General features: G+C 71.3%; 17 protein-coding genes. 7 read left to right on the top strand and 10 right to left on the bottom strand.

Features of this window, described 5'->3' with window-relative positions:
• Positions 1 to 15 precede the first annotated feature (15 nt).
• From ACFWYW_RS06540 to ACFWYW_RS06550, 3 genes are all read left to right on the top strand, one after another.
• On the top strand, positions 16 to 1,437 hold the full coding sequence (locus tag ACFWYW_RS06540; protein WP_379621379.1) for an amino acid permease: 1,422 nt from the start codon (positions 16 to 18) through the stop codon (positions 1,435 to 1,437).
• Positions 1,434 to 2,300 (top strand): universal stress protein, encoded by an 867-nt coding sequence (locus ACFWYW_RS06545; protein WP_379621381.1) that lies wholly within the window; start codon positions 1,434 to 1,436, stop codon positions 2,298 to 2,300. Before ACFWYW_RS06540 ends, ACFWYW_RS06545 begins: the two co-directional genes overlap by 4 nt.
• Positions 2,301 to 2,600: 300 nt before the next feature.
• The gene (locus tag ACFWYW_RS06550) at positions 2,601 to 3,095 is read left to right on the top strand and encodes a transcriptional regulator (protein ID WP_026214021.1); all 495 of its coding nucleotides are present in this window, start codon (positions 2,601 to 2,603) and stop codon (positions 3,093 to 3,095) included.
• A 406-nt stretch (positions 3,096 to 3,501) separates the two neighbouring features.
• Here ACFWYW_RS06550 and ACFWYW_RS06555 read toward each other — a convergent pair whose 3' ends face one another.
• The gene (locus ACFWYW_RS06555; RefSeq protein WP_379621383.1) at positions 3,502 to 3,969 is read right to left on the bottom strand and encodes a protein-tyrosine phosphatase family protein; all 468 of its coding nucleotides are present in this window, start codon (positions 3,967 to 3,969) and stop codon (positions 3,502 to 3,504) included.
• A 621-nt stretch (positions 3,970 to 4,590) separates the two neighbouring features.
• Entirely contained in the window at positions 4,591 to 5,037 is a 447-nt protein-coding gene (locus tag ACFWYW_RS06560; protein ID WP_379621385.1) for an SAV_6107 family HEPN domain-containing protein, read from the bottom strand.
• Positions 5,038 to 5,690: 653 nt separating this feature from the next.
• Between ACFWYW_RS06560 and ACFWYW_RS06565 the strand changes: the two genes are divergently transcribed.
• The gene (locus tag ACFWYW_RS06565) at positions 5,691 to 7,466 is read left to right on the top strand and encodes a bifunctional metallophosphatase/5'-nucleotidase (protein WP_379621387.1); all 1,776 of its coding nucleotides are present in this window, start codon (positions 5,691 to 5,693) and stop codon (positions 7,464 to 7,466) included.
• Between the two features lie 7 nt (positions 7,467 to 7,473).
• Here the strand turns inward: ACFWYW_RS06565 and ACFWYW_RS06570 are convergent, their stop codons facing one another.
• Positions 7,474 to 7,662 (bottom strand): ferredoxin, encoded by a 189-nt coding sequence (locus ACFWYW_RS06570; RefSeq protein WP_184960620.1) that lies wholly within the window; start codon positions 7,660 to 7,662, stop codon positions 7,474 to 7,476.
• 10 nt (positions 7,663 to 7,672) lie between these two features.
• Positions 7,673 to 8,854 (bottom strand): cytochrome P450, encoded by a 1,182-nt coding sequence (locus tag ACFWYW_RS06575; protein ID WP_379621389.1) that lies wholly within the window; start codon positions 8,852 to 8,854, stop codon positions 7,673 to 7,675.
• A 70-nt stretch (positions 8,855 to 8,924) separates the two neighbouring features.
• On the opposite strand from ACFWYW_RS06575, the gene ACFWYW_RS06580 reads away from it, so the two are divergent.
• On the top strand, positions 8,925 to 9,518 hold the full coding sequence (locus tag ACFWYW_RS06580) for a TetR/AcrR family transcriptional regulator (RefSeq protein ID WP_379621391.1): 594 nt from the start codon (positions 8,925 to 8,927) through the stop codon (positions 9,516 to 9,518).
• On the opposite strand, the gene ACFWYW_RS06585 is transcribed toward ACFWYW_RS06580, so the two are convergent.
• From ACFWYW_RS06585 to ACFWYW_RS06595, 3 genes are read right to left on the bottom strand one after another with little or no spacing between them, the layout of a single operon-like run.
• Positions 9,515 to 10,648, bottom strand: a complete 1,134-nt coding sequence (locus tag ACFWYW_RS06585) for an ROK family protein (protein ID WP_379621393.1) — start codon at positions 10,646 to 10,648, stop codon at positions 9,515 to 9,517. The genes ACFWYW_RS06580 and ACFWYW_RS06585 overlap by 4 nt on opposite strands.
• A gap of 5 nt (positions 10,649 to 10,653) precedes the next feature.
• Positions 10,654 to 11,886, bottom strand: coding sequence for a Gfo/Idh/MocA family protein (locus tag ACFWYW_RS06590; RefSeq protein ID WP_379621395.1), 1,233 nt, complete (start codon positions 11,884 to 11,886; stop codon positions 10,654 to 10,656).
• Positions 11,883 to 13,928 (bottom strand): alpha-galactosidase, encoded by a 2,046-nt coding sequence (locus ACFWYW_RS06595; RefSeq protein WP_379621397.1) that lies wholly within the window; start codon positions 13,926 to 13,928, stop codon positions 11,883 to 11,885. Before ACFWYW_RS06595 ends, ACFWYW_RS06590 begins: the two co-directional genes overlap by 4 nt.
• Before the next feature lie 71 nt (positions 13,929 to 13,999).
• On the opposite strand from ACFWYW_RS06595, the gene ACFWYW_RS06600 reads away from it, so the two are divergent.
• Both ACFWYW_RS06600 and ACFWYW_RS06605 read left to right on the top strand, forming a co-directional pair.
• Positions 14,000 to 15,184 carry an ROK family protein gene (locus tag ACFWYW_RS06600; RefSeq protein WP_379621399.1) on the top strand — a complete coding sequence of 395 codons (1,185 nt, stop codon included), beginning with the start codon at positions 14,000 to 14,002 and terminating at the stop codon, positions 15,182 to 15,184.
• On the top strand, positions 15,185 to 16,972 hold the full coding sequence (locus tag ACFWYW_RS06605; protein ID WP_379640922.1) for a glycoside hydrolase family 36 protein: 1,788 nt from the start codon (positions 15,185 to 15,187) through the stop codon (positions 16,970 to 16,972).
• Here ACFWYW_RS06605 and ACFWYW_RS06610 read toward each other — a convergent pair.
• Genes ACFWYW_RS06610 through ACFWYW_RS06620 form a run of 3 tightly spaced genes read right to left on the bottom strand, consistent with a single transcriptional unit; the run spans position 16,959 to position 19,342 of the window.
• Positions 16,959 to 17,330 carry a VOC family protein gene (locus ACFWYW_RS06610; protein WP_379621403.1) on the bottom strand — a complete coding sequence of 124 codons (372 nt, stop codon included), beginning with the start codon at positions 17,328 to 17,330 and terminating at the stop codon, positions 16,959 to 16,961. The two genes, ACFWYW_RS06605 and ACFWYW_RS06610, sit on opposite strands and share 14 nt — an antisense overlap.
• Positions 17,330 to 17,716 carry a VOC family protein gene (locus ACFWYW_RS06615; RefSeq protein WP_379621405.1) on the bottom strand — a complete coding sequence of 129 codons (387 nt, stop codon included), beginning with the start codon at positions 17,714 to 17,716 and terminating at the stop codon, positions 17,330 to 17,332. Before ACFWYW_RS06615 ends, ACFWYW_RS06610 begins: the two co-directional genes overlap by 1 nt.
• Positions 17,717 to 17,773: 57 nt before the next feature.
• A complete protein-coding gene (locus ACFWYW_RS06620) occupies positions 17,774 to 19,342 on the bottom strand; it encodes a right-handed parallel beta-helix repeat-containing protein (RefSeq protein ID WP_379621407.1) in 1,569 nt (522 codons plus the stop codon).
• Positions 19,343 to 19,348 lie beyond the last annotated feature (6 nt).

Genomic DNA, 19,348 nt, shown 5'->3' on the forward strand with positions numbered 1-19,348 from the left:
TTTGGGGAGGTGCCGGTGGCACTGACACAGTTGTTCCGCATCAAGCCGACGGACGAGATCGTCTCGGAGGCCGGCCGGGGCGAGGGCGGCGAGCTACGGCGCACGATGGGCCTGTGGCAGCTGACCCTCTTCAGCGTCGGCGCCACGCTCGGCACGGGCATCTTCGTCATCCTCGGCCAGGCCGTGCCGAAGGCGGGCCCGGCGGTGGTGCTGGCGTTCGTGCTGGCCGCCATCACGGCCCTGTTCTCCGCGCTGAGCTACGCCGAGCTGGCCGGGACCATCCCGGTGTCCGGCTCGTCCTACTCCTACGCCTACGCCACGCTCGGCGAGATCGTGGCCTGGGTCTGCGGCTGGTGTCTCATGCTGGAGTACGCCGTGTCGGTCGCGGCCGTGGCCGTCGGCTGGGGCGAGTACCTCAACACGTTCCTGCAGGGGCTGTTCGGCTGGCAGCTGCCCGCCGCGATCACCCACTCCCCCGGCGACAAGGGCGGCGTCGTCAACGTGACCGCCATCCTCATCGTGCTGCTGGCCACCTGGCTGCTGCTCGGCGGCTCCTCCGAGTCGGCCACCGCCAACGTGGTCTTCGTGCTCATCAAGGTCGCGGTGCTGGCGTTCTTCTGCGTGGTGGCGTTCACCGCCTTCCAGTCGAAGAACTTCACCCCGTTCGCCCCGCTGGGCGTCCTGGGCATCACCGCCGCCGCCTCGCAGGTCTTCTTCTCCTATATCGGCTTCGACGCCGCCTCCACCGCCGGTGAGGAGGCCAAGAACCCCAAGCGCGACCTGCCGCTGGCGATCATCTTCTCCCTGGTGATCGTGACGGCGATCTACGTCCTGGTCGCGGTGGCCGCCATCGGCGCCATGCCGTGGACCGACTTCGACCCCGAGAACACCGAGGCCAGCCTCGCCGTCATCGTCGACATGGCCACCGGCGCCACCTGGCCGGGCCTGGTCGTCTCCTTCGGCGCCGTCATCGCCATCGCCAGCGTCGTGCTCACCGTCATGTACGGCCAGACCCGCATCCTGTTCGCGATGTCGCGCGACGGGCTGATCCCCAAGGTGTTCCAGAAGGTCAACCCGCGCCGCCAGGTCCCGGTCGCCAACACGCTGATCGTGACGTTGTTCATCAGCGTCCTGGCCGGGCTCATCCCGCTCGGGCAACTGGCCGAGGCCACCAGCATCGGCACCCTGTTCGCGTTCGCGATCGTCAACGTCGGCGTGATCGTGCTCCGCCGTACCCGGCCCGACCTGCCGCGCAACTTCAAGACGCCGCTGTTCCCGATCACGCCGATCCTCGGCGTGATCATGTGCGTGGTCGTGATGGCGGGCCTGCAGGGCGTCACGTGGCTGGCGTTCGCGCTGTGGATGGCCGTCGGTTTCATCTGCTATTTCCTGTACGGCTACCGCCACTCCAGGCTCCGCACGGAGGTGCCCCGATGAAGATCGAGAACGTGCTGACCGGCTTCATCGCCGAGCCCCGTGGACGTGACGGGCTGGCGCTCGCCGTACTCCTGGCCAGGCAGGCCAGGGCGAAACTGACGGTCGCGACCGTGCAGCCGCCCGCCTGGAACACGCCGGGACCCGCCAAGGCCGACGAGAGCGCCTGGCGCGCCTACCTGCGCGAGCAGTCGGACGCGACGCTGGAGCAGGCCCGCGAGCTGGCCGGTGACGAGGCGGACTACGTCGTCCACACCAACAAGGGCAGCGGGCGCGGCCTGGTGGAGCTGGCCCGCAAGCGCGAGGCGGACGTGGTCGTGATCGGCTCGGCGCCCTCGGGCGCCAAGGGCCGCATCTCCCTGGGCAGCACCGCCGACCAGTTGCTGCACTCCTCGTCGGTCCCGGTACTGCTGGCGCCCAAGGGCTGGTCGGAGGAGCCTCCGGCCGAGTTCGAACGCCTCACGGTCGCCTACCGGCGCGGTCCAGGCTGCGACCACGCGGTCGCCGAGGCGGCGCGGGCGGCGGTGAGCCTGGACGTGCCGCTGCGGCTGGTCACGCTGGTCCTCAGCAGCGGCAGGAAGGCGAAGATCGAGCAGGAGATGTCCGAACGGCTGCGCGAGCAGGCGGCGGCGGACCTGAAGGCGGCCGCGCGCGGGCAGCGCCGCAGGCTGCAGGTGGACGTGGAGATCCTGGAGGGCAGGAACGTGGCCCAGGCCCTGGGCGCGGCCACGTGGCTGGACGGCGAGCTGATCATCTGCGCGTCAAGTAGTTCCGGGCCGCTGCGCCGGGTCTTTCTGGGCGACACCTCCATCAAAATCGTCAAGGCTGCGACATGCCCCGTGATGATCCTGACTCGAGAGCCATAGCTGGATATCCCTCGTCAAACTATGACGAAGTACTGTTATCAACGGGACAAGAGGTGCGTTTGAGGCGATCCATACCGGACCGGATTCGGCATCTTTTTTCCAATCAGCTTGACCTTCGGCTTAACCCCCTTTACCGTCACTGTGCGTAACCACTTTGCGCGGCGTTCTGGGGTAAACCCGGGGCCATGGCTACCGATGGTGCCGAGCTTGGCACCAGACCCCCCGGTGGCCGGGTCAATCGTCGCAAAGGCGCACAATCTACTGAGAGCAGTACATAACACGAGCCGGGGGGCCACAACGATGCCGTCTGAGTACGCAAAGTCGCTGGGTGCACGACTCCGCGCGATCCGCACCCAGCAGGGGCTTTCCCTGCACGGAGTCGAGGAGAAGTCGCGCGGACGCTGGAAAGCCGTGGTCGTAGGCTCCTATGAGCGCGGCGACCGGGCCGTCACGGTGCAGAAGCTTGCCGAGCTTGCCGACTTCTACGGGGTACCGGTGTCCGAGCTGCTGCCGGGCGGCGCCGCCCCCAGCCCTCTCGGCCCGACACCCAAGCTTGTGATCGACCTCGAGCGTCTGGCCACGCTGCCGAAGGAGAAGGCCGGGGCACTCGCCCGGTACGCGGCGACGATCCAGTCGCAGCGCGGTGACTACAACGGCAAGGTGCTCTCGATCCGGCAGGAGGACCTGCGCTCCCTTGCCGTGATCTATGACAAGTCGCCGAGTGAGCTGACCGAGGAACTGATCAGCTGGGGCGTACTCGACGCCGAGGCCCGGCGGGCGGTCGAGTCGTTCTGACCTAGTTCGTGAGGAGGGCGCGCCTGAACACCTCAGGCGCGCCTTTCGCGCTTCCCCGGGCCTTTGTGGTGTCCGTGTGGTCCTGCGGGGTCTCAGCGGCTCTTCAGGCGTCGCATCCAGCAGGAACCCGCACGCTCGCGGACACGCAGGCTCAGGGACACATCGCCCTGACCCACAGACCCTGTAGGGCACGCCTCGGCGAAGCGCACAAGCTCGGCGGCAGGGCGCTCGGCCTCGGTCGGGACTTTAGGACCACATCGGTCGAGGCGCACAGGCTTGCCGGCGGCACTTGGGTCGTGAGGGTGCCGTGTGATTGGGCTGGTTGTGCGCTTGGCCGGTCAACGGGGCGCCGTTGCGGCGGGTACCACGTCCGACGTGAGAAGCGATCCCCACGATCGGCGCCCGCTCACGACGGCGGGTGGCGTGGGGGCGGCTGTGCCGTAACGGATGAAAACCTCGACACCCACCGACGCTGCCAGGGGGTTTCGACGGCGCGGGGATGATGGTGGGCGCGGGTCCAGGCGATCGCGTCGGCGGGGGCGAGGCCGGACAGCACAGCCAGGCACGACAGGACCGTGCCGGTGCGGCCCACTCCGCCCCCACAGGCGACCTCGGCACGTTCGCCCGCCTGGAGCCGTTCGTGCAGGGCTCGGATCAGGCGGACCGCTTCGCCCGTGTCGCGTGGCAGCAGGAAGTCCGGCCAGTCGATCCAGTCGTGTGGCCAGGTGTGTTCGTGCTTGCGTCGCAGCTTGGAGGTGCCGAGATAGAGGCCGTAGCCGGGGTCCGGCCCCTCGGGTGCGGGGTTACGCAGCCCGCGCCCACGCACCCAGCCCCCGTCCGGCAGTCGGATCGCGCCGGTGAGTCGATCGTTCATCCGGCGACGATAGACCCGGCCCGGCCGTGGCGGCCCGTCCCGGACGCTGCGGCCGGTGCGGTCAACGACATCGGTGACCGCACCGACCAGGCATGAAGATGCTCACCCCAGGCCAGATCGGCCCACAGCGAAACCACCGAGCCCTGCCCGGCACACCAGGCTTCGGCCACATCCGCCAACCGTCACCGCATGCCCAGCGCGGCGTCGCCTGCCCGATGGTGTGCCGTCACCGGGCAGGCTACGCCTCCTGATGGCGGGCGGTCGCCGCCAGGCGCCAGGTGCCGGATGATGCGCTGTGGCCAGCGGGCAGACGGTGCCGGATGGCGTGCTGTCGCCGCCGGGTGGTGCGCTGTCGTTGGGCAGGGTCGCAGGTGATGAGGGTGGTCGCTGGTGCCTCTGGGCATGCGACTGCCGCCCTGCGCGGGGCGCTGTTGTCCTGGGCGGCTTGGGTGGGCGGTGGGTGGCTCGTTGGTCAGGCGATCCGCTTAGCCGGGGATTGTCGCCTGGGGCAGGTGTGGGCGCCCGGGGCGGACCGGGGCGCGCTGGGGTGGTGGTTGGGGGGTGCCCCCTCGCCGGTAGTGGGAGCCGGCATGGGGGAAGGCCATGCCGTGGTGGCTCGTGCTAGCCGGCGAGGGGGATGTCCATGGGGAGTTGGGGCTGGGCGGGGACGCCCAGGAGGGACTCGGCCGTGGTGACGAACGTCTCGGCCTCGGCCAGGAGTTCGTCGGCGTCGGCCGAGGTGATGCCGCGGACCACGCCCGCCTCGGCAGCGGCGCGCTTGGCGGCGCTCTGCGCGAAGTAGGCGGCCCACGGGGCAAGGTCGGGTTCGGCTTCGGGCAGGAGCTCCCAGGCGCTGCGCAGGCGGCGTCTGCGGCCCTCCATCGGCCTCGGGTGGGCGGCCAGGATCGCGGCGGACGCTCTCAGCGCCGCCATGTGGGCCGCCACATATCGTGTCGCCGGGGTGCGGGCCGTCATCGCCTCAGCCAGGCAGGCACGTGCATCCGCCAGGTGTGCCCGCACCGCGGGCGACAGCCGGGGGCCGGTGTTGTCTGTCTGCCGTCGGGACATCTTGCGCGCCTCCTTGGGGTTATGGGGGCTGCCGGCGTTTCCACCGGTGGTGCTAACAATTTCAGAGCCCACCGACATTTCCGCCGGGCGGCCGGACGAGGAGCTTCCCCTCACCCCGTCCGGCCGGGACGCGCCCACTCGTCTCCGCCGACGACGAGGACACGCCCTTCGCCCGTGGACCCTGATCGCGGACCTCCGCCATGGGGGAGGCGGTTCGCCCGCGACCAGGACCTGCAGACGCGAGCCGCGAGCCCCGCGTCCAGCATCGAACATAATTTCGATCACCTTGGATGTCAACCGATTCTGCGAACACGGGTTCGATCAGCGACCGGCGGAGGCGGTCACACTGGGGGATCGTGCTCTTTCCGGCCCACAGCCCAACCACGAGGCGGGATCCGCCCTTCAGGGGTTCACCCCACAGGGTCGAAGAACTGCACTGCGCACGGCGAAGAAGAGCCGCGCCACAACCTTCTAAGCACGTCACCCGCGAGCCGGCCGGCCACGAACGCCCGAGCGAAGCACCGCGCCAAGGGTGGATCTTCGGGAGCAACAACCGTTGGTGATCGTTTGCCCGGGGTTGGGGAACGCTTTACCGGACGTAGGGGTGAGACCCGGAGGATCTGGCACGCAATTACCGACAATAGGAGCATTGCGTGCGATTCCCCCTTCGAGGCGCGGTCATCGCCGCGGCCATAGCCTTCCTCAGCGGGACCCAAGCCTTCGCCGATACGCGGGCCGCCGAACCCCCTACGACGGACTCGGCCTCCGGCCGCAGGTCCGTCGACGTGCAGTTGCTGTCCCTCACGGATTTCCACGGCTACATCCGTCCCCACGCCGACGCCGGCAACGGCACCATCAAGGACGCCCAGGGCAACACCATCGTGGTGGGCGGCGCGCCGTACATCGCGACGCATCTGAACAACCTGCGCCAGGGCAGGCGCAACACCGTCACCTTCACCACGGGAGACAGCTTCAGCGGCTGGCCGCCGGAGGTGGCCAGGCTGGCCGACGAGCCGACGATCGAGTTCCTGAACAAGATCGGCGTGGACTTCTCGGCCGTGGGCAACCATGAGCTGGACATCTCGCTGGAGTTCCTGCGCGACCACATGGGCCGTGGCAAGTGCTTCGGGCAGCGCGGCCTGGACAGCTGTTTCACCGACTCCGACGGGCGCCGTTTCCGCGGCGCGCGCTTCGACTTCTCCGCGGCCAACGTGACGCGCAAGGGCAGCACGCGGCCGGTGCTCAAGCCCTATGTGATCAAGTACTTCCAGGGCGTGCCGGTCGGGTTCATCAACCTGACGACCACGACGACGGTGGACGGCTCGACCTCGTTCCAGCCGTCGCTGGACAACCTGCCGCTGGTGGAGACGGCCGACAAGTACGTGGCCGAGCTCAAGCGGCGCGGCGTCGAGGCGATCGTGGCCAACGTCCACGAGGGCGGTACGGCCGGCGACGTCTACGACAGGTGCAACGCCAACCCCACCGGCCCGGTCATCGACTTCGCCCGGCAGGCCTCCGCCGAGATCGACGCGATCGTGACGGGCCACTGGCACGCGCCGTTCAACTGCTCGATCCCCGACCCGGAGGGCAACCCGCGCCCGGTCGTCGAGGCCGCCTTCCACGGCAAGCTGATCAACGAGATCAACCTGAAGATCGACCGCCGCACCCGCGAGGTGATCCGCTCGGCCACGGTCTCCACGAACCACCCGGTCACCAGGGACGTCCCCGCCGACCCGGCGATGGTCAAGCTGGTCGACCACTGGGTTGCCGCCGAGAAGGGCGTCTCCGCCCGCCAGGTCGGTACGATCACCGGCGACCTGACCAGGACCCGCGACGCCGACGGCGAGAGCACGCTCGGCAACGTGCTCGCCGACGCCGAGCGCGCCGACAGTGCCGACGCCGACCTGGCCATGGTGGCGGTGGCGCCGGTGAAGGGCTCGAACTCGTTGCGCGGCGACCTGCGCTTCGCCAAGGGCGCGGATCCGGCCGACGGTGACGGCAAGGTGCTGTTCGGCGAGGCGTGGAACACCTGGGGCTACGCCAACCCGGTGGTCACCGCGACCGTCAAGGGCAGCCAGATCGACCAGGCGCTTGAGCAGCAGTGGCAGACGCAGCCCAACGGGACAGTGCGCTTCGCCCCGCTGGCCGTATCAGGAAATGTCCGCTTCTCGTATGACGTGAGCAAGCCGGTCGGCGAGCGCGTCGAGAACGTGCTCATCGACGGCAAGCCGCTCGACCCGGCCCGCGGCTACCGACTCGCCACCCTGGCCTACACCCTGATCGGCGCCGACGGTTACAGCGCCTTCGCCGGGTACACCGACGCGGTCCGCGGCAGCCGGGACTACGAGGCCTTCCGCGCTTTCCTCGCGAAGGGCCCCGTCTCCCCGCCCGCCCTGGACCGCGCCGTCGCCGTGAACGCCGCTTCCTGACTCGTGCTCAGACGCTGATCGCGCCCGAAGGGCACTGCTGTACGGCCCGCCGTACCAGAGCCTCCTGCCCTTCCGGAACGGGTGAGACGAGCACCACGACGGTGCCCTCCTCCTCGCTCTGGTCGAACACCTCGGGCGCGGTCAGCGCGCACATGCCGGCTCCGATGCAGACGTCCGTGTCCGCTTTGATCTCCATACCTACCTCTCTACCAGGTCACGGGGAGGCGGTGCACACCATAGATGGCCATGTCCGAGCGCATCGGCACCTCCGAGGGCGCGCACGCCAGCCGTAGCCCGGGGAAGCGCCGCAGCAGCGCGGGGAAGGCGATGCGCATCTCGATCCTGGCCAGTTGCTGGCCGAGGCACTGGTGGATGCCGTGCCCGAAGGTCAGGTGGCCGGCGGTGGCGCGGGTGAGGTCGAGCCGGTCGGGCGCCTCGAAGTGGGCGGGGTCGCGGTTGGCCGAGGACAGCGAGATCGTGACCGACTCCCCCGCCTTGATCCGGTGGCCCTCGATCTCGACGTCCTCCAGCGCCGCCCTGATCGGGCCGGCGTGGATGATCGTGAGGTAGCGGAGCAGTTCCTCGACCCCGTTGTCCACCGCCGACGGGTCGTCGCGCATGAGCGCGAGCTGGACGGGGTTGGTGAGCAGGGCGTAGGTGCCGAGGCCGAGCATGTTCGCGGTGGTCTCGTGGCCGGCGATGAGCAGCAGGAACGCCACGCCGAGCAGTTCGTCGTCCTCCAGGTCGAGCAGCCCGCTGAGCAGCGCCTCGTCGGGCTGGGCGCGCTTCTTCGCGATGAGCCCGTACAGGTAGCCGGCCAGATCCTGGTAGGCGGCGATCAGCGCGTCGGCCTCGCCGTCGAACGACAGCAGCGTGGCCGAGTCGCGCTGGAAGGTCTCCCTGTCCTCATACGGCACGCCGAGCAGCTCGCAGATGACCAGCGACGGAATCGGCAGCGCGAAGTCCTTGACCAGGTCGGCCGGCGCCGTCATGGCGTCGAGCCGCTCCTCGGTGATCTCGGCGATCCGCGGCTCCAGCCCCTTCATCCGCCGGACCGTGAACTGGCCGGTCAGCAGCTTGCGGAAGCGGGTGTGGTCGGGCGGGTCCATCCGCAGGAACATCCCCGGCTGCGGCTTGCTGTCCGGCATCTGCTTCTTGAACTTCTCCGCGATCGCCGCTCGCGACGGGATGGCCTGGTGCTGGAGCTCCATGCGGTTGCTGAAACGGTTGTCGGCGAGGATGGCGCGGGCGGCGCCGTATCCGGTGACGAGCCAGCCCTCGTGGCCGTCCGGGTAGGTCATGCGGTGCACGGAACCCTGCTCGCGCAGGACGCCGAACTCGTCGGGCGGGTCGAGCGGCCGCTGCCGCCGCATGGGAAAGGTTGTCATGAGTCCAGAAAACCTCAATTGATGTAATTTTTCAATGGATGCAAATCATAAGGCAGTGTAGAGTTTCGCCATGACGGGGCTACGCGAGCGCAAGAAGGTGCGCACCAGGCACGCGCTGATCGAGGCTGCGCTCCGGCTCTTCGCCGAGAAGGGCTACGAGGAGACCACGCTGGCCGAGATCGCCGCGGCGGCCGACGTGTCGACACGCACGTTCTTCAGCTACTTCGACAGCAAGGAAGACGTGCTCTTCCATGACGGCGGCCTGCGGCTGGAGACCGTGCTCGACATGGTCAGGCAGCGCCGCCCCGGCGAGCCGATCGGCGAGCTTCTGCTGCGGGTGACCGAGACCAGCCTGAACTGGACCGCCAAGGAGGACCTCGCGCTCGACCTGAGCCCCGAGCGGGCCCACCTGATCATGAGCGTGCCCGCCCTGCAGGCCAAGGCGCTGCACCTGCTGTTCGACAGCCAGCTGCGGCTGGCCAAGGCGCTGCACGAGGCCTACGCGGACGAGCTCGACCTCCTGGAGGCGGCCACGATCGTCGGCTCGCTGGTGGGGGCGGCCAAGCTGACTGTGATGGCGGCCATGGACCGGGGCGACTCGCTGGAGGAGGTCTGGCAGGCCGCCCGCACCGCCGCCGCCGTGACCATCAGCCGGTTGAGCTAACCGGGGCCCAGGCCGATGAGGGCCATGATCGTGACCGCCGCCGCGGCGCGCGCCCACGACTCGGGGGGCAGCGGCTCGACGATCAGCGGGCAGCCGCCCGCCGCGCCGAACGCCTGCGGACCGTAGGCGGCGCGCAGATCCCTCTCCAGTACGCCCACGCTGTCCCCGGTGACCACGACCTTCTCGGGCCCGAACATGTTGACCATGGCCGCGATGCCCCGCCCCACCGCCCGTCCGGCCGCGGCGAACGACTCCAGCGCCGCCCGCTCGCCCGCCTGAGCCAGGGCGATGGCGCCGGGCAGGTCCAGGGCGGCCCGACCGGTCGCGGCGCGGATCCGGGCCACGACGGCGGGCTCGGCGGCGATCGCCTGGACGCAGCCCCGGCCGCCGCAGTGGCAGCGCGGGCCGGCGTCGTCCACCGGGACGTGGCCGATCTCGCCGGCCACGCCGTACCCTCCCTCGACCAGCGTGCCGTTGACCACGAGCCCGCAGCCGACCCCCTCGCCCACCGTCACCAGCGCGAACGAGCGGGTGCCCGCTCCCTCCCCGAACCACTGCTCGGCGACGGTCAGCGCCCTCACGTCGTTCTCGACGGTGGCCGGCAGGCCGGTCGCCTCGCGCACGAGCGCCGCGAGCGGCACGTCGCGCCAGCCCGGGTACGGCCCGCGCCGCACCGTGCCGGAGCGCCGGTCCACCTCCCCCGGCACCGCCACCCCCACCCGCCGCACCAGGGCGCCGGGCGCGCCCACGACGGCGACGGCACGGGCGATGGCGGCGACCGCGGCGGCCACGTCCGCGCCGGGCAGGGGAACCCGGTGCGCCGCCCGCACCCCGGCCCGCAGGTCCGCCAGCACCACGACCAGTTCCCCCGCCCGCAGCCACACCCCGGCGAAGAACTCCCGATCGGCCCGTACGGCCAGCGGCGCCGCCGGCCGCCCCGACCCGGCCAAGGCCGGCCCGACGGGCAGTTCGTCCAGGTATCCGGCGGCCAGGATGGGCCTGACCACCTTGGTGACGGCCGCCGTCGACAATCCCGTGACCCGCGACACCTCGGTCCTGGAGATCGGCCCGCGGGTGAGCACGGTGGCGAAGACGGCGGTGGCCGCGGGCGTCAGCGTGACGCGGTCCATGCGACTCAGACCCGCACCGGCAGGCCCGTCTCGATGGACGTGTTGGCCGCGATGCCGATTCCGGCGGCGCGGATGCCGTCGGTGTAGTCGGCGCGGCGGCCGAGCGGGTCGGGGGCCGGGGTGCCGAACAGGTCGTCGAGCAGGAGCCGGTCGCCGCCGCCGTGCCCGCCGGAGCCGGTCGGGATCTCGATCTCCTCGGCGGGTTCCCAGTGGCGCTGCAGGACGAGGCGCTCGCCGCGTACCCGGCCCTCGGTGAGCCGTCTGGCGCCCTTGCCGAGCTTGGCGGCCGAGTCCGGGTCGGCCCATTCGCGTTCGACGACGTCGAGTTCGATCCGGCCGAGCGTGCCGTTGAGCGCGACCCGGTAGCCCTCCCAGGGCGCGTGCGCGTGCAGCGAGTAGGTCAGCAGCGCCCGGGAGTCGTAGCGGACGAGCACCGCCATGTTGTCCTCGATGGTGACGCCGGGGGCGAAGACGTCCTGGTCGCGGTGGTAGCCGTCCTCGTGCTCGGCCTGGAGGTAGAGGGTTTCGAGGCGGGGGTCGGCGGCGAGGTCGATGGAGAAGCGGTCGGCGCCGATGAGGCCGGAGTCCCGGCTGCGGGGCGGGCGCGGGCCGGGAGCGTTGGCGGGGCCGTAGAAGCGCAGGTCGCCTTGCGCGTAGACGGTCCGCGGATCGGCGGCCAGCCACCAGTTGACCAGGTCGAAGTGGTGGCCGGACTTGTGCACGAGCAGGCCGCCGGAGTTGGCCTTGTCGCGGTGCCAGCGGCGGAAGTAGTCGGCGCCGTGCATGGTGTCGAGCAGCCATTCGAAGTGCACGGAGGTGACCTCGCCGATGGCGCCCTCGGCGAGCAGGCGCTTGACCGCGGAGTTGCGCGGCGAGTAGCGGTAGTTGAAGGTGATCGTCACGTCGCCGGCGGCCTTGGCGATGGCCCGGCAGCCCTCGGCCGTGGTGGCGAGGGGCTTCTCGACGATGACGGCGCAGCCGCGCTCCAGGGCGGCGACGGCGTAGACGTGGTGGGTGCGGTCGGGGCTGGTGACGATGACGACGTCGGGGCGCGCCCGGTCGAGCATCTGGCCGAAGTCCCGGTAGGCGGGCACGTCGGCGCCGTAGGAGGCCATGCGGGAGGCGTTGGTGTCGCAGAAGGCGACCAGGTCGCCCGTGTGGCTCCAGTCGCCCCTCAGGGCGTTGACGTACATCCCGGCGCGGTGTCCGAGTCCGACGATGGCGTAGCGGCGGGTCAAGGCTGCTCCTTGCGCAGGCGGATGAGGGCGCTGGCGTAGTCGTCGCTGGGGAAGGGGGGCAGCAGGCCGCGTGAGGTCAGCAGCACGCCGTGGTGGACGGCGCCGGTGTCCTCGTCGCGGTAGCGGGCGTCGGGGTCGAGCCCGGAAAGGCGCAGGGGCACGCCGGGCGCGCCGAACGCGCCGCGGCGCCTGAAGGCGAGCACGACGACCCGGTCGCCGAGCGTGTACTGCACGGCCTCGCGCAGCCGGTGCAGCTCGCCGTGCTGGACGACCGGGCGGATGTCCTTGTAGACGGCGACCAGCTCGGCGGCCTCGTCGAGCTCCCGCTCGCTCCAGTTCGGCAGGTCGCCGCCGAGTCCGAGCACGCCGGCCATGGCCACGTGGAAGCGGAAGGCGAGCGGCACGCGCCGGCCGGTGATCGGGTTGGGGCTGTCGGTGACCCAGGCGGCCATGGCGCCGGCCGGGTAGATCTGGGTGAAGCCGTGCTGGATGGACAGGCGGTCGGCGGCGTCGGTGTTGTCGGAGGTCCAGACCTGGTCGGTGCGGGCCATGATGCCGAGGTCGGTACGCCCGCCGCCGCCCGAGCAGGCCTCCACGCGCAGGTGCGGATGGTCGGCGCGCAGCCGGTCGAGGATGGAGTAGACGGCCCGCACGTGGCCGACCAGCAGGTCGCCCGGGCCGGCCTGGGTGAAGGTGCGGTTGCAGTCCCACTTGAGGAAGTCGATGGCGTGCTCGCTGACCAGCCGGTGCAGCCACTTGTGCGCCCAGTCGGCCACCTCGGGGCGGGAGAAGTCGAGCAGGAGCTGGTGGCGCAGCTCGGTGCGCGGCCGTCCCGGCATGTGCACGACCCAGTCGGGGTGCTCGCGGTAGAGGTCGCTGTCGGGGTTGACCATCTCGGGCTCCACCCACAGCCCGAACTTCATGCCGAGCCGGTGAACCTCCTCGACGAGCGGCGTCAGCCCGTGCGGGAAACGTTCGGGATTGGGCCACCAGTCGCCGAGCCCGGCCCGGTCGCTGGTGCGCCCGCCGAACCAGGCGTCGTCCATGACGAACACCTCCGCGCCGACCCGGGCGGCCAGCGCCGCCATGCGCTTCTGGCTCTCCTCGCCGACGTGGAAGCCGACGGCCTCCCACGAGTTGTAGAGCAGGGGCCGCAGCTCGCCGGCGGCCGGACGGACGTGCTCGTTGACATACCGATGCCAGGTACGGCTGGCGCCCCCGAACCCGCCGTCGGAGTAGAGCCCGGCGAAGACCGGCGTGCTCCACGCGGTCCCCTGCCAGGACACCCCTTCGTGGCCGAACCCGCCGGTCCAGCCGGTGCGCCCGGAAGGGGTCCGGCCGAGCGTGACGCGCCAGCTCCCGCTCCAGGCCAGGGCGGCGCTCCAGACCTCGCCGTGCTCCTCGCCCGCCTCGCCGGCGTCCACCATGACCCAGGGGTTGGCCTGGTGGCTGGTGATGCCGCGCCGGCTGGTCAGCACGGTCTCGCCGACGGGCAGCTCCACGCGGCGCACGGAGTTCTCGGCGGCCCATCCGCCGCTGGCGTGGCTGAGCCGGTATCCGGGCAGCGGGGGCAGGTTCCAGGCGGCCGAGTCGCAGCGCAGCAGCGTGACGGGCTCCTCCGAGCGGATCTCCGTCCAGCGCTCGACGACGTCGCAGCCCGCGCGCACGCGGTAGTGCAGCGCCACCTCCACCGGGTGGGCGCGGTCGCGCATCAGGATCGTCAGGTGGCCGTCCTCGATCTCGTGCCCGGTGTGCTGCCACTCGACGCCGGTGTCGCCGTTGGCGAAGCGGATCTGCAGGGAGGCAGCGCCGTAGCGGGCGCCGGCCTCGGTGAGGAGTTCCTCGGCCACGCCGGACTCGTCGAAACTGCTGGCCCTGAACGGCACGGCCCCGGGCAGCCCGGCGGCCTGCTCGGGTGTGAGCCTCGGCCCCCAGTGCAGGCAGGCGGGCACGTCGTCGTCGGTGAGCCCGATGACGTAGCTGGTGCGTGGAGTGGTGAGCGACCAGCGGCGTCGCGCGGGATCGAAAGCGATGAGGCTCATGATCTGGAGCCTAGGCACGGCCTCTCGCGAATTCAATTCTTGACGAAGTTAATTACTGCTACTATGCGGCCATGCTGGATCCCTCGCGCGGGCGGGCGGCGACGATCACGAGCCCGGCCTCCGCCACCGTCTTCACCATGGTCCTGACGCAGGGTCCGGTCTCCCGCGTGGAGATCGCCAGGCGCACCGGCCTGTCGTCGGCGGCCGTCACCAAGGCGGCCAGGCCGTTCATCGACGCGGGATATCTCTTCGAGATGGCGGCCACCGAGCGTACCGGCCCCGGCGCGGGCCGCCCGGCCAGCCCCCTGGCCATCCACCCCGACCGGGAGTTCTTCGTCGGGGTGAAGATCACCGACGACGACCTCATCGGCGTCGTCACCGACCTGCGCGCCCAGGTCGTCGAGGAGGCCCACCGGCCGCTGACCGCGCGCACGCCCGAGCACGTGGTGACGGAGCTCAAAGCGCTCGCCGACGAACTGCTCGGCCGCGCGCCCGGCTACCGCGAGCGCTGCCACTCCCTCGGCCTGGCCATCTCCGGCGACGTCGACAAGAACACCGGGCTGGTGCGCTACTCCCCCTTCCTGCGCTGGCACGAGGTGCCGCTCGGCGAGCTGGCCGGGGCCGCGACCGGCCTGACCGTCACCGTGGAGAACGACGTCAAGGCGCTCACCGTGGCAGAGCACTGGTTCGGCGAAGGCGTGGGCGCCTCGTCGTTCGCGCTGGTCACGGTCGGGCTCGGCATCGGCTGCGCGGTCGTCGTGGACGATCGCCTGGTGGCCGGGGCGCGCGGCGTGGCCGGCGAGATCGGGCACGTGCCGGTCGGCGGCGACAGCCCTCCGTGCCACTGCGGCGGTCACGGCTGCGTGGAGGCCATCGCGGGCACTCCGGCCGTCGTCGCGGCGGCCCGCGCGGCGCTGGGCGACGACACGCTGACGCTCGACGGCGCCATGGCCGCGGCGCGCTCGGGCTCACCGGCCGCCATGGCGGTCTTCGCCCGCGCGGGCGAGGCGATCGGACGGGCGATGGCGGCCATGGCCAACCTCATCGGCCCAGAGCGCATCATCGTCAGCGGCGACATGCCGGGCCTGGCCGCCTACGAGCTGTTCGAGGACCAGCTCCGCACGGCCTTCACCCAGCAGGCCTTCGGCGCGGCGGCCGACTGCCGCCTGATCCTGCGGCCCTCGCCGTTCGAGCAGTGGGCCCGCGGCGCCGCCGCGGTGGCCATCCAGACCCTCTTCACCCTCCAGGAGAGATGAGTGACCGCGACCATCTGGCAGCCCCACGACACCGCCGCGGCCTCGGGCGTGGTGGAGATCCCCCTGGGCCTCGGCGGCCTGGTGGCCCAGGCGAGCGCGGTGGCGGCGGACGCCGCCGGCGCGCCCGTCGAGCTGGCGTGGGAGGTCGTGCCCACCGGCGACGGCGTGGTGGAGGTGCGGGTGACACCCGGGGCGCCGGCGGCGGTGCGCGTGGCGTGGCGGGTGCCGTGCGTGGACGTGACCGCGTTCTGGGTGCCCGACAGCGGCGAGCACCGGGGCCTGCCGCCGTTCTGGCGCCGCCCGCGTCAGACCTCGCTGGAGAAGGGCGCGCCGGTGGGCGCGCTGATCGGGGCGGGCGACGTGTCGGTGTGCACGTACGCGGTGGCCGAGGTCGTGCGGCCGGTGCTGATCCGCACCGGCGTGGTCGAGGAGACGGGTGACTTCGGCTTCTGGGCCGAGCACCGGGCCGCCCCGGGGGCCGGCCTCGTGCTGCGGCTCGACCTCAGCGGCCGGCACTTCGCCGACACGCTGGCCGGCGTCGCCGCCTGGTGGTCGGCCGGGCGCGGCGCGCGGGAGGTGCCGCGCGCCGCGCGGATGCCCGCCTACTCCACCTGGTACGCCATGCAGCAGCACGTGAGCGCCGAAAGCGTGGAACGCCAGGCGGCGGCGGCCGCCGCCCTGGGCTGCGAGGCGATCATCGTGGACGACGGCTGGCACAGCGACGACCGGGGCCGGGGCTACGGCTACGTGGGCGAGTGGCTCCCCTCCCCCACCGCATTCCCCGACATGTCCGGACACGTCGCCAAGGTCCGTGCCCACGGCCTCGCCTACCTGCTCTGGTACGCGCTCCCCTTCGTCGGCCGCCACACCCCGCTCTGGGACCAGGTCCAGGACTACAGCCTCACCTACAAGCCCCACATGAACGCCGTCGTCGTCGACCCCCGCTACCCCCACATCCGCGACCTGCTCACCGACAACCTCGCCCGCGCCGTCGAGGAGTGGGGCATGGACGGGCTCAAGATCGACTTCATCGACCAGTTCGCCGTCGAGGACCCGCCGGAGCCCGGCCCCGAGGCCGACTGCGCCACCGTCAACGAGGGCGTGCGCCTCCTGCTGGCCGAGCTGGGCGCGCGCCTGCCCGCGGGCGCGCCGATCGAGCTGCGGCAGCCGTACGTCAGCCCGGGGCTCTGGGGGCAGGCCGCGATGGTGCGCGCCTCCGACTGCCCGCTCAGCGCGCTGCACAACCGCCAGCGCACGATCGACCTGCGCCTGGTCGCGGGGCCGCTGGCCGTACACGCGGACATGATGATGTGGCACCCGGCGGAGAGCGCCGAGCGCGTCGCCGTGCAGCTGATCAACGTGTTGTTCGCGGTGCCGCAGATCTCCGTGGACCTCACCGCGCAGAGCGCCGCGCAGACGGCGGCGCTGCGCTTCTGGCTGGCGTTCGTGAAGGAGCACGCCGAGGTGCTGCAGCGTGGACGGCTGCGGCCGTCGCGGCCCGACCTGCAGTATCCGCTGGTCACCGCGCGGGGCGACGGCGTGGTGATCGCCGCGCGCTACGCGCCGGTGCCGGTCGCGGCGCCCTCGTCGGGCACGCTGTGGCTGGCCAACGCCGACGACGACACCGCCGTCCTGCTCACCTCCGCCCTCGCCGGTACGGCCCGCGCCACCGTCTACGACTGCCGCGGCGAGGTCGTGGGCCGGGGCGCGCACGCGTTCGAGGCCGCCGGCACGCACCAGATCACGGTGCCCACCGGCGGCCTGCTGGAGCTGGTCAGATCTGGATGACCGACAGCACGTTGCCGGCCGGGTCGGTGAACCACGCGATCGGCGGCCCGCCGGCCCGCATGACGCCGTTGGCCTCCTGCTCGAAACCCGGGTAGCGGGCGAACTCCACGCCGCGATCGCCGAGCTGCTCGACGGCTTTGTCGATGTCGTCGACGGGGAAGTTCAGGATGGTGTAGCCGGCGGGCTCGTGCGCCTCGCCCTTGGGATAGACGAGGATGTCACGATCACCGGCGATGTGCAGGGTGAGCATCCCGTTCTCCTCCGAGACCCGCAGGCCGAGCACGCCCTCGTAGAACGCCTTGGCCTTGGGCACGTCGTCGACGGAGAATCCGCTGAACGCCTTGGTCTGGCCGAACATCACTTCGCCTCCATTTCCGCGCGGTGCTCGGGGCTGAGCTGGATGATCTGGACGTAGTTGCCGTCGGGGTCGATCGCGGTGGCGAACAGGCTGCCGTCGCGGTCCTCCAGCGGAGCCAGCCAGGTCACCCCGAGGCCCTCCATGCGGGCGGTGACCTCTCTCGCATTGTCCACCTGGAAGTTGAGGATCATCCTGGCGGGCTCGGGGTTCTTGCCGCTCACGTCGGCGCGCCGGTCGAAGAGCACGCCGAACGTGCCGAAGCGCAGGTAGCGGTAGTCGCCGAGGTCGGCCGTCTCGGCCGGCTCCAGCGCCGCGGCGTACCAGTCGCTGAGCCGGACCGGGTCGGTGCTGGCCAGCAGCATGCTGTCCAGGGCGGGGCTGGTCATGTCTTCCTCCGGGGTCGTGGGTCGCTTTCCTATGCAGACCCCGGAGGAAGCCGGAACTCATCGGTGGCGGTCGAGGAACTGTGCCTGATAGAGCGAGGGCGGTAGCAGGCCGGGCCGGTTGTCGCCCTCGATGTAGCCCGCGGGCTGGGCGAACGGGCCGTCGCCGGTGATCGTCCCGCGGCAGCCGATGGCGTAGTTCTGGGCCGTGGGCGGCTTCTGGACGATCAGCCTGCTGGTGGACACGTCGCAGTTCCAGGCGACGGAATGGGCCGCCGACCAGCCGTGCGAGGTGCCGTAGCGGCCGCGGTTGTACAGGCCGAGCGTGTAGTCGTAGTGCGGGTCGAGGTCGCGGTGGCCGTCGAAGAGCAGGCCCTGCGACCAGCGGCGGTGGCCCTCGCTGGAGTTGAGCGCGTACTCCGAGACGCCGCGCAGGAACACGATGCCGGAGACCGTGCTGTGGCCGTTGGAGACGAAGGCGTGCCTGGCCTTGTAGGCGTAGCAGTCCTTGAACAGGATCTGCTGCGAGTAGGTGTAGGTGTTGAAGTTGTAGCGGCGGCTGCCGGTGACGATGCTGACCGGGTCGACGGCGCGGCAGTTCTGGATGGTGGCGCGGGTGGTCTCCTGGGTGGCGAAGCCGGCCTGGGTGAAGTGCAGGGCGGTGCAGTCGCGTACCCAGGCGTCCTCGCAGCGCAGCAGGTAGATCGCGTTGTAGGCGTGGTTCTCGTCCTGCTCGGGATCGCCCGTGTACTCGATGTCGACGCGCAGGCGCTCCACGCCGACCTCGGTGACCAGCCCGGCCCGGTCCCAGGTGTAGAGGAAGGACGGGCTGTGGGCGCGGTCGAGGTGGTTGTAGAGGGGCACGTCGACCGTCACGACGTCCCCGGAGACGTCGGTGACGTAGCGGTTGAAGTACAGCGGGTGCTCGCCCACCTTCCACGGCGGGCCGACGTCGTGCCCGCCGTGGTCGATCGCCTTCAGCCACTCCTCGGTGCAGGGGTGGGTGATGACGACGTTGTGCCCGGCCCGCAGCGCGCCCGGGTCGGCGACCCGGAACTCGCGCGCGCCGACCTGCACGAAGTCGCTCGTGATGCCGGTACGGGTGCCGGGAACCTCACCCCGCCAGCCGCCGCCCGCGACGCCGCCGACCACGATGACGTTGCGGTCCTTGGGCGTGTTGCCGGTGGCCTTGATGATCGTGTCCGACGCGGGGTCGGCCCCGTCGCCCGTGCCGCGCAGTACGAGGCCGTCGGCGCGCACGTACAGGGTGCCCGCGACCGGATAGAGGCCGGGCAGCAACAGCAGCGCGCCACGCCGCCGCCGGGGCAGCGCCGCCACCTCGTCGAGCGCGGCCTGGATGTGCGCGGTGTTGTCGCCCTCGACGGGCCTGATCACCTTGACCACGCGCACATGCGGGATGGGCCGCTCGCCGCCCCGGTAGCCCGCGTGGCTGAAGTCCGGGACGCGGTTGCCCTCGGCGTCGGCGGTGTAGACGAGGCGGCCGCGGCGGTCGTAGCGCACGAGGGCGGACTGCCAGAGGGCGCCCGCCCGTGCGGGGGCTGTGCCCGCGGCGGCGGCGAACGCCAGCGCGCCGCCGGCGGCCAGTAACCCGCGCCTGGTGAGATCCATGCTCCG

It is taken from the genome of Nonomuraea sp. NPDC059023 (genome assembly GCF_042740095.1).
Taxonomy (GTDB): domain Bacteria; phylum Actinomycetota; class Actinomycetes; order Streptosporangiales; family Streptosporangiaceae; genus Nonomuraea.

Excerpts from the sequence above, each read along its gene's own strand:
- ACFWYW_RS06545 (WP_379621381.1), top strand. The coding sequence starts at position 1,434 with ATGAAGATCGAGAACGTGCTGACCGGCTTCATCGCCGAGCCCCGTGGA.
- ACFWYW_RS06550 (WP_026214021.1), top strand. The coding sequence starts at position 2,601 with ATGCCGTCTGAGTACGCAAAGTCGCTGGGTGCACGACTCCGCGCGATC.
- ACFWYW_RS06555 (WP_379621383.1), bottom strand. The coding sequence starts at position 3,969 with ATGAACGATCGACTCACCGGCGCGATCCGACTGCCGGACGGGGGCTGG.
- ACFWYW_RS06560 (WP_379621385.1), bottom strand. The coding sequence starts at position 5,037 with ATGTCCCGACGGCAGACAGACAACACCGGCCCCCGGCTGTCGCCCGCG.
- ACFWYW_RS06570 (WP_184960620.1), bottom strand. The coding sequence starts at position 7,662 with ATGGAGATCAAAGCGGACACGGACGTCTGCATCGGAGCCGGCATGTGC.
- ACFWYW_RS06575 (WP_379621389.1), bottom strand. The coding sequence starts at position 8,854 with ATGACAACCTTTCCCATGCGGCGGCAGCGGCCGCTCGACCCGCCCGAC.
- ACFWYW_RS06580 (WP_379621391.1), top strand. The coding sequence starts at position 8,925 with ATGACGGGGCTACGCGAGCGCAAGAAGGTGCGCACCAGGCACGCGCTG.
- ACFWYW_RS06585 (WP_379621393.1), bottom strand. The coding sequence starts at position 10,648 with ATGGACCGCGTCACGCTGACGCCCGCGGCCACCGCCGTCTTCGCCACC.
- ACFWYW_RS06595 (WP_379621397.1), bottom strand. The coding sequence starts at position 13,928 with ATGAGCCTCATCGCTTTCGATCCCGCGCGACGCCGCTGGTCGCTCACC.
- ACFWYW_RS06600 (WP_379621399.1), top strand. The coding sequence starts at position 14,000 with ATGCTGGATCCCTCGCGCGGGCGGGCGGCGACGATCACGAGCCCGGCC.
- ACFWYW_RS06610 (WP_379621403.1), bottom strand. The coding sequence starts at position 17,330 with ATGTTCGGCCAGACCAAGGCGTTCAGCGGATTCTCCGTCGACGACGTG.
- ACFWYW_RS06615 (WP_379621405.1), bottom strand. The coding sequence starts at position 17,716 with ATGACCAGCCCCGCCCTGGACAGCATGCTGCTGGCCAGCACCGACCCG.
- ACFWYW_RS06620 (WP_379621407.1), bottom strand. The coding sequence starts at position 19,342 with ATGGATCTCACCAGGCGCGGGTTACTGGCCGCCGGCGGCGCGCTGGCG.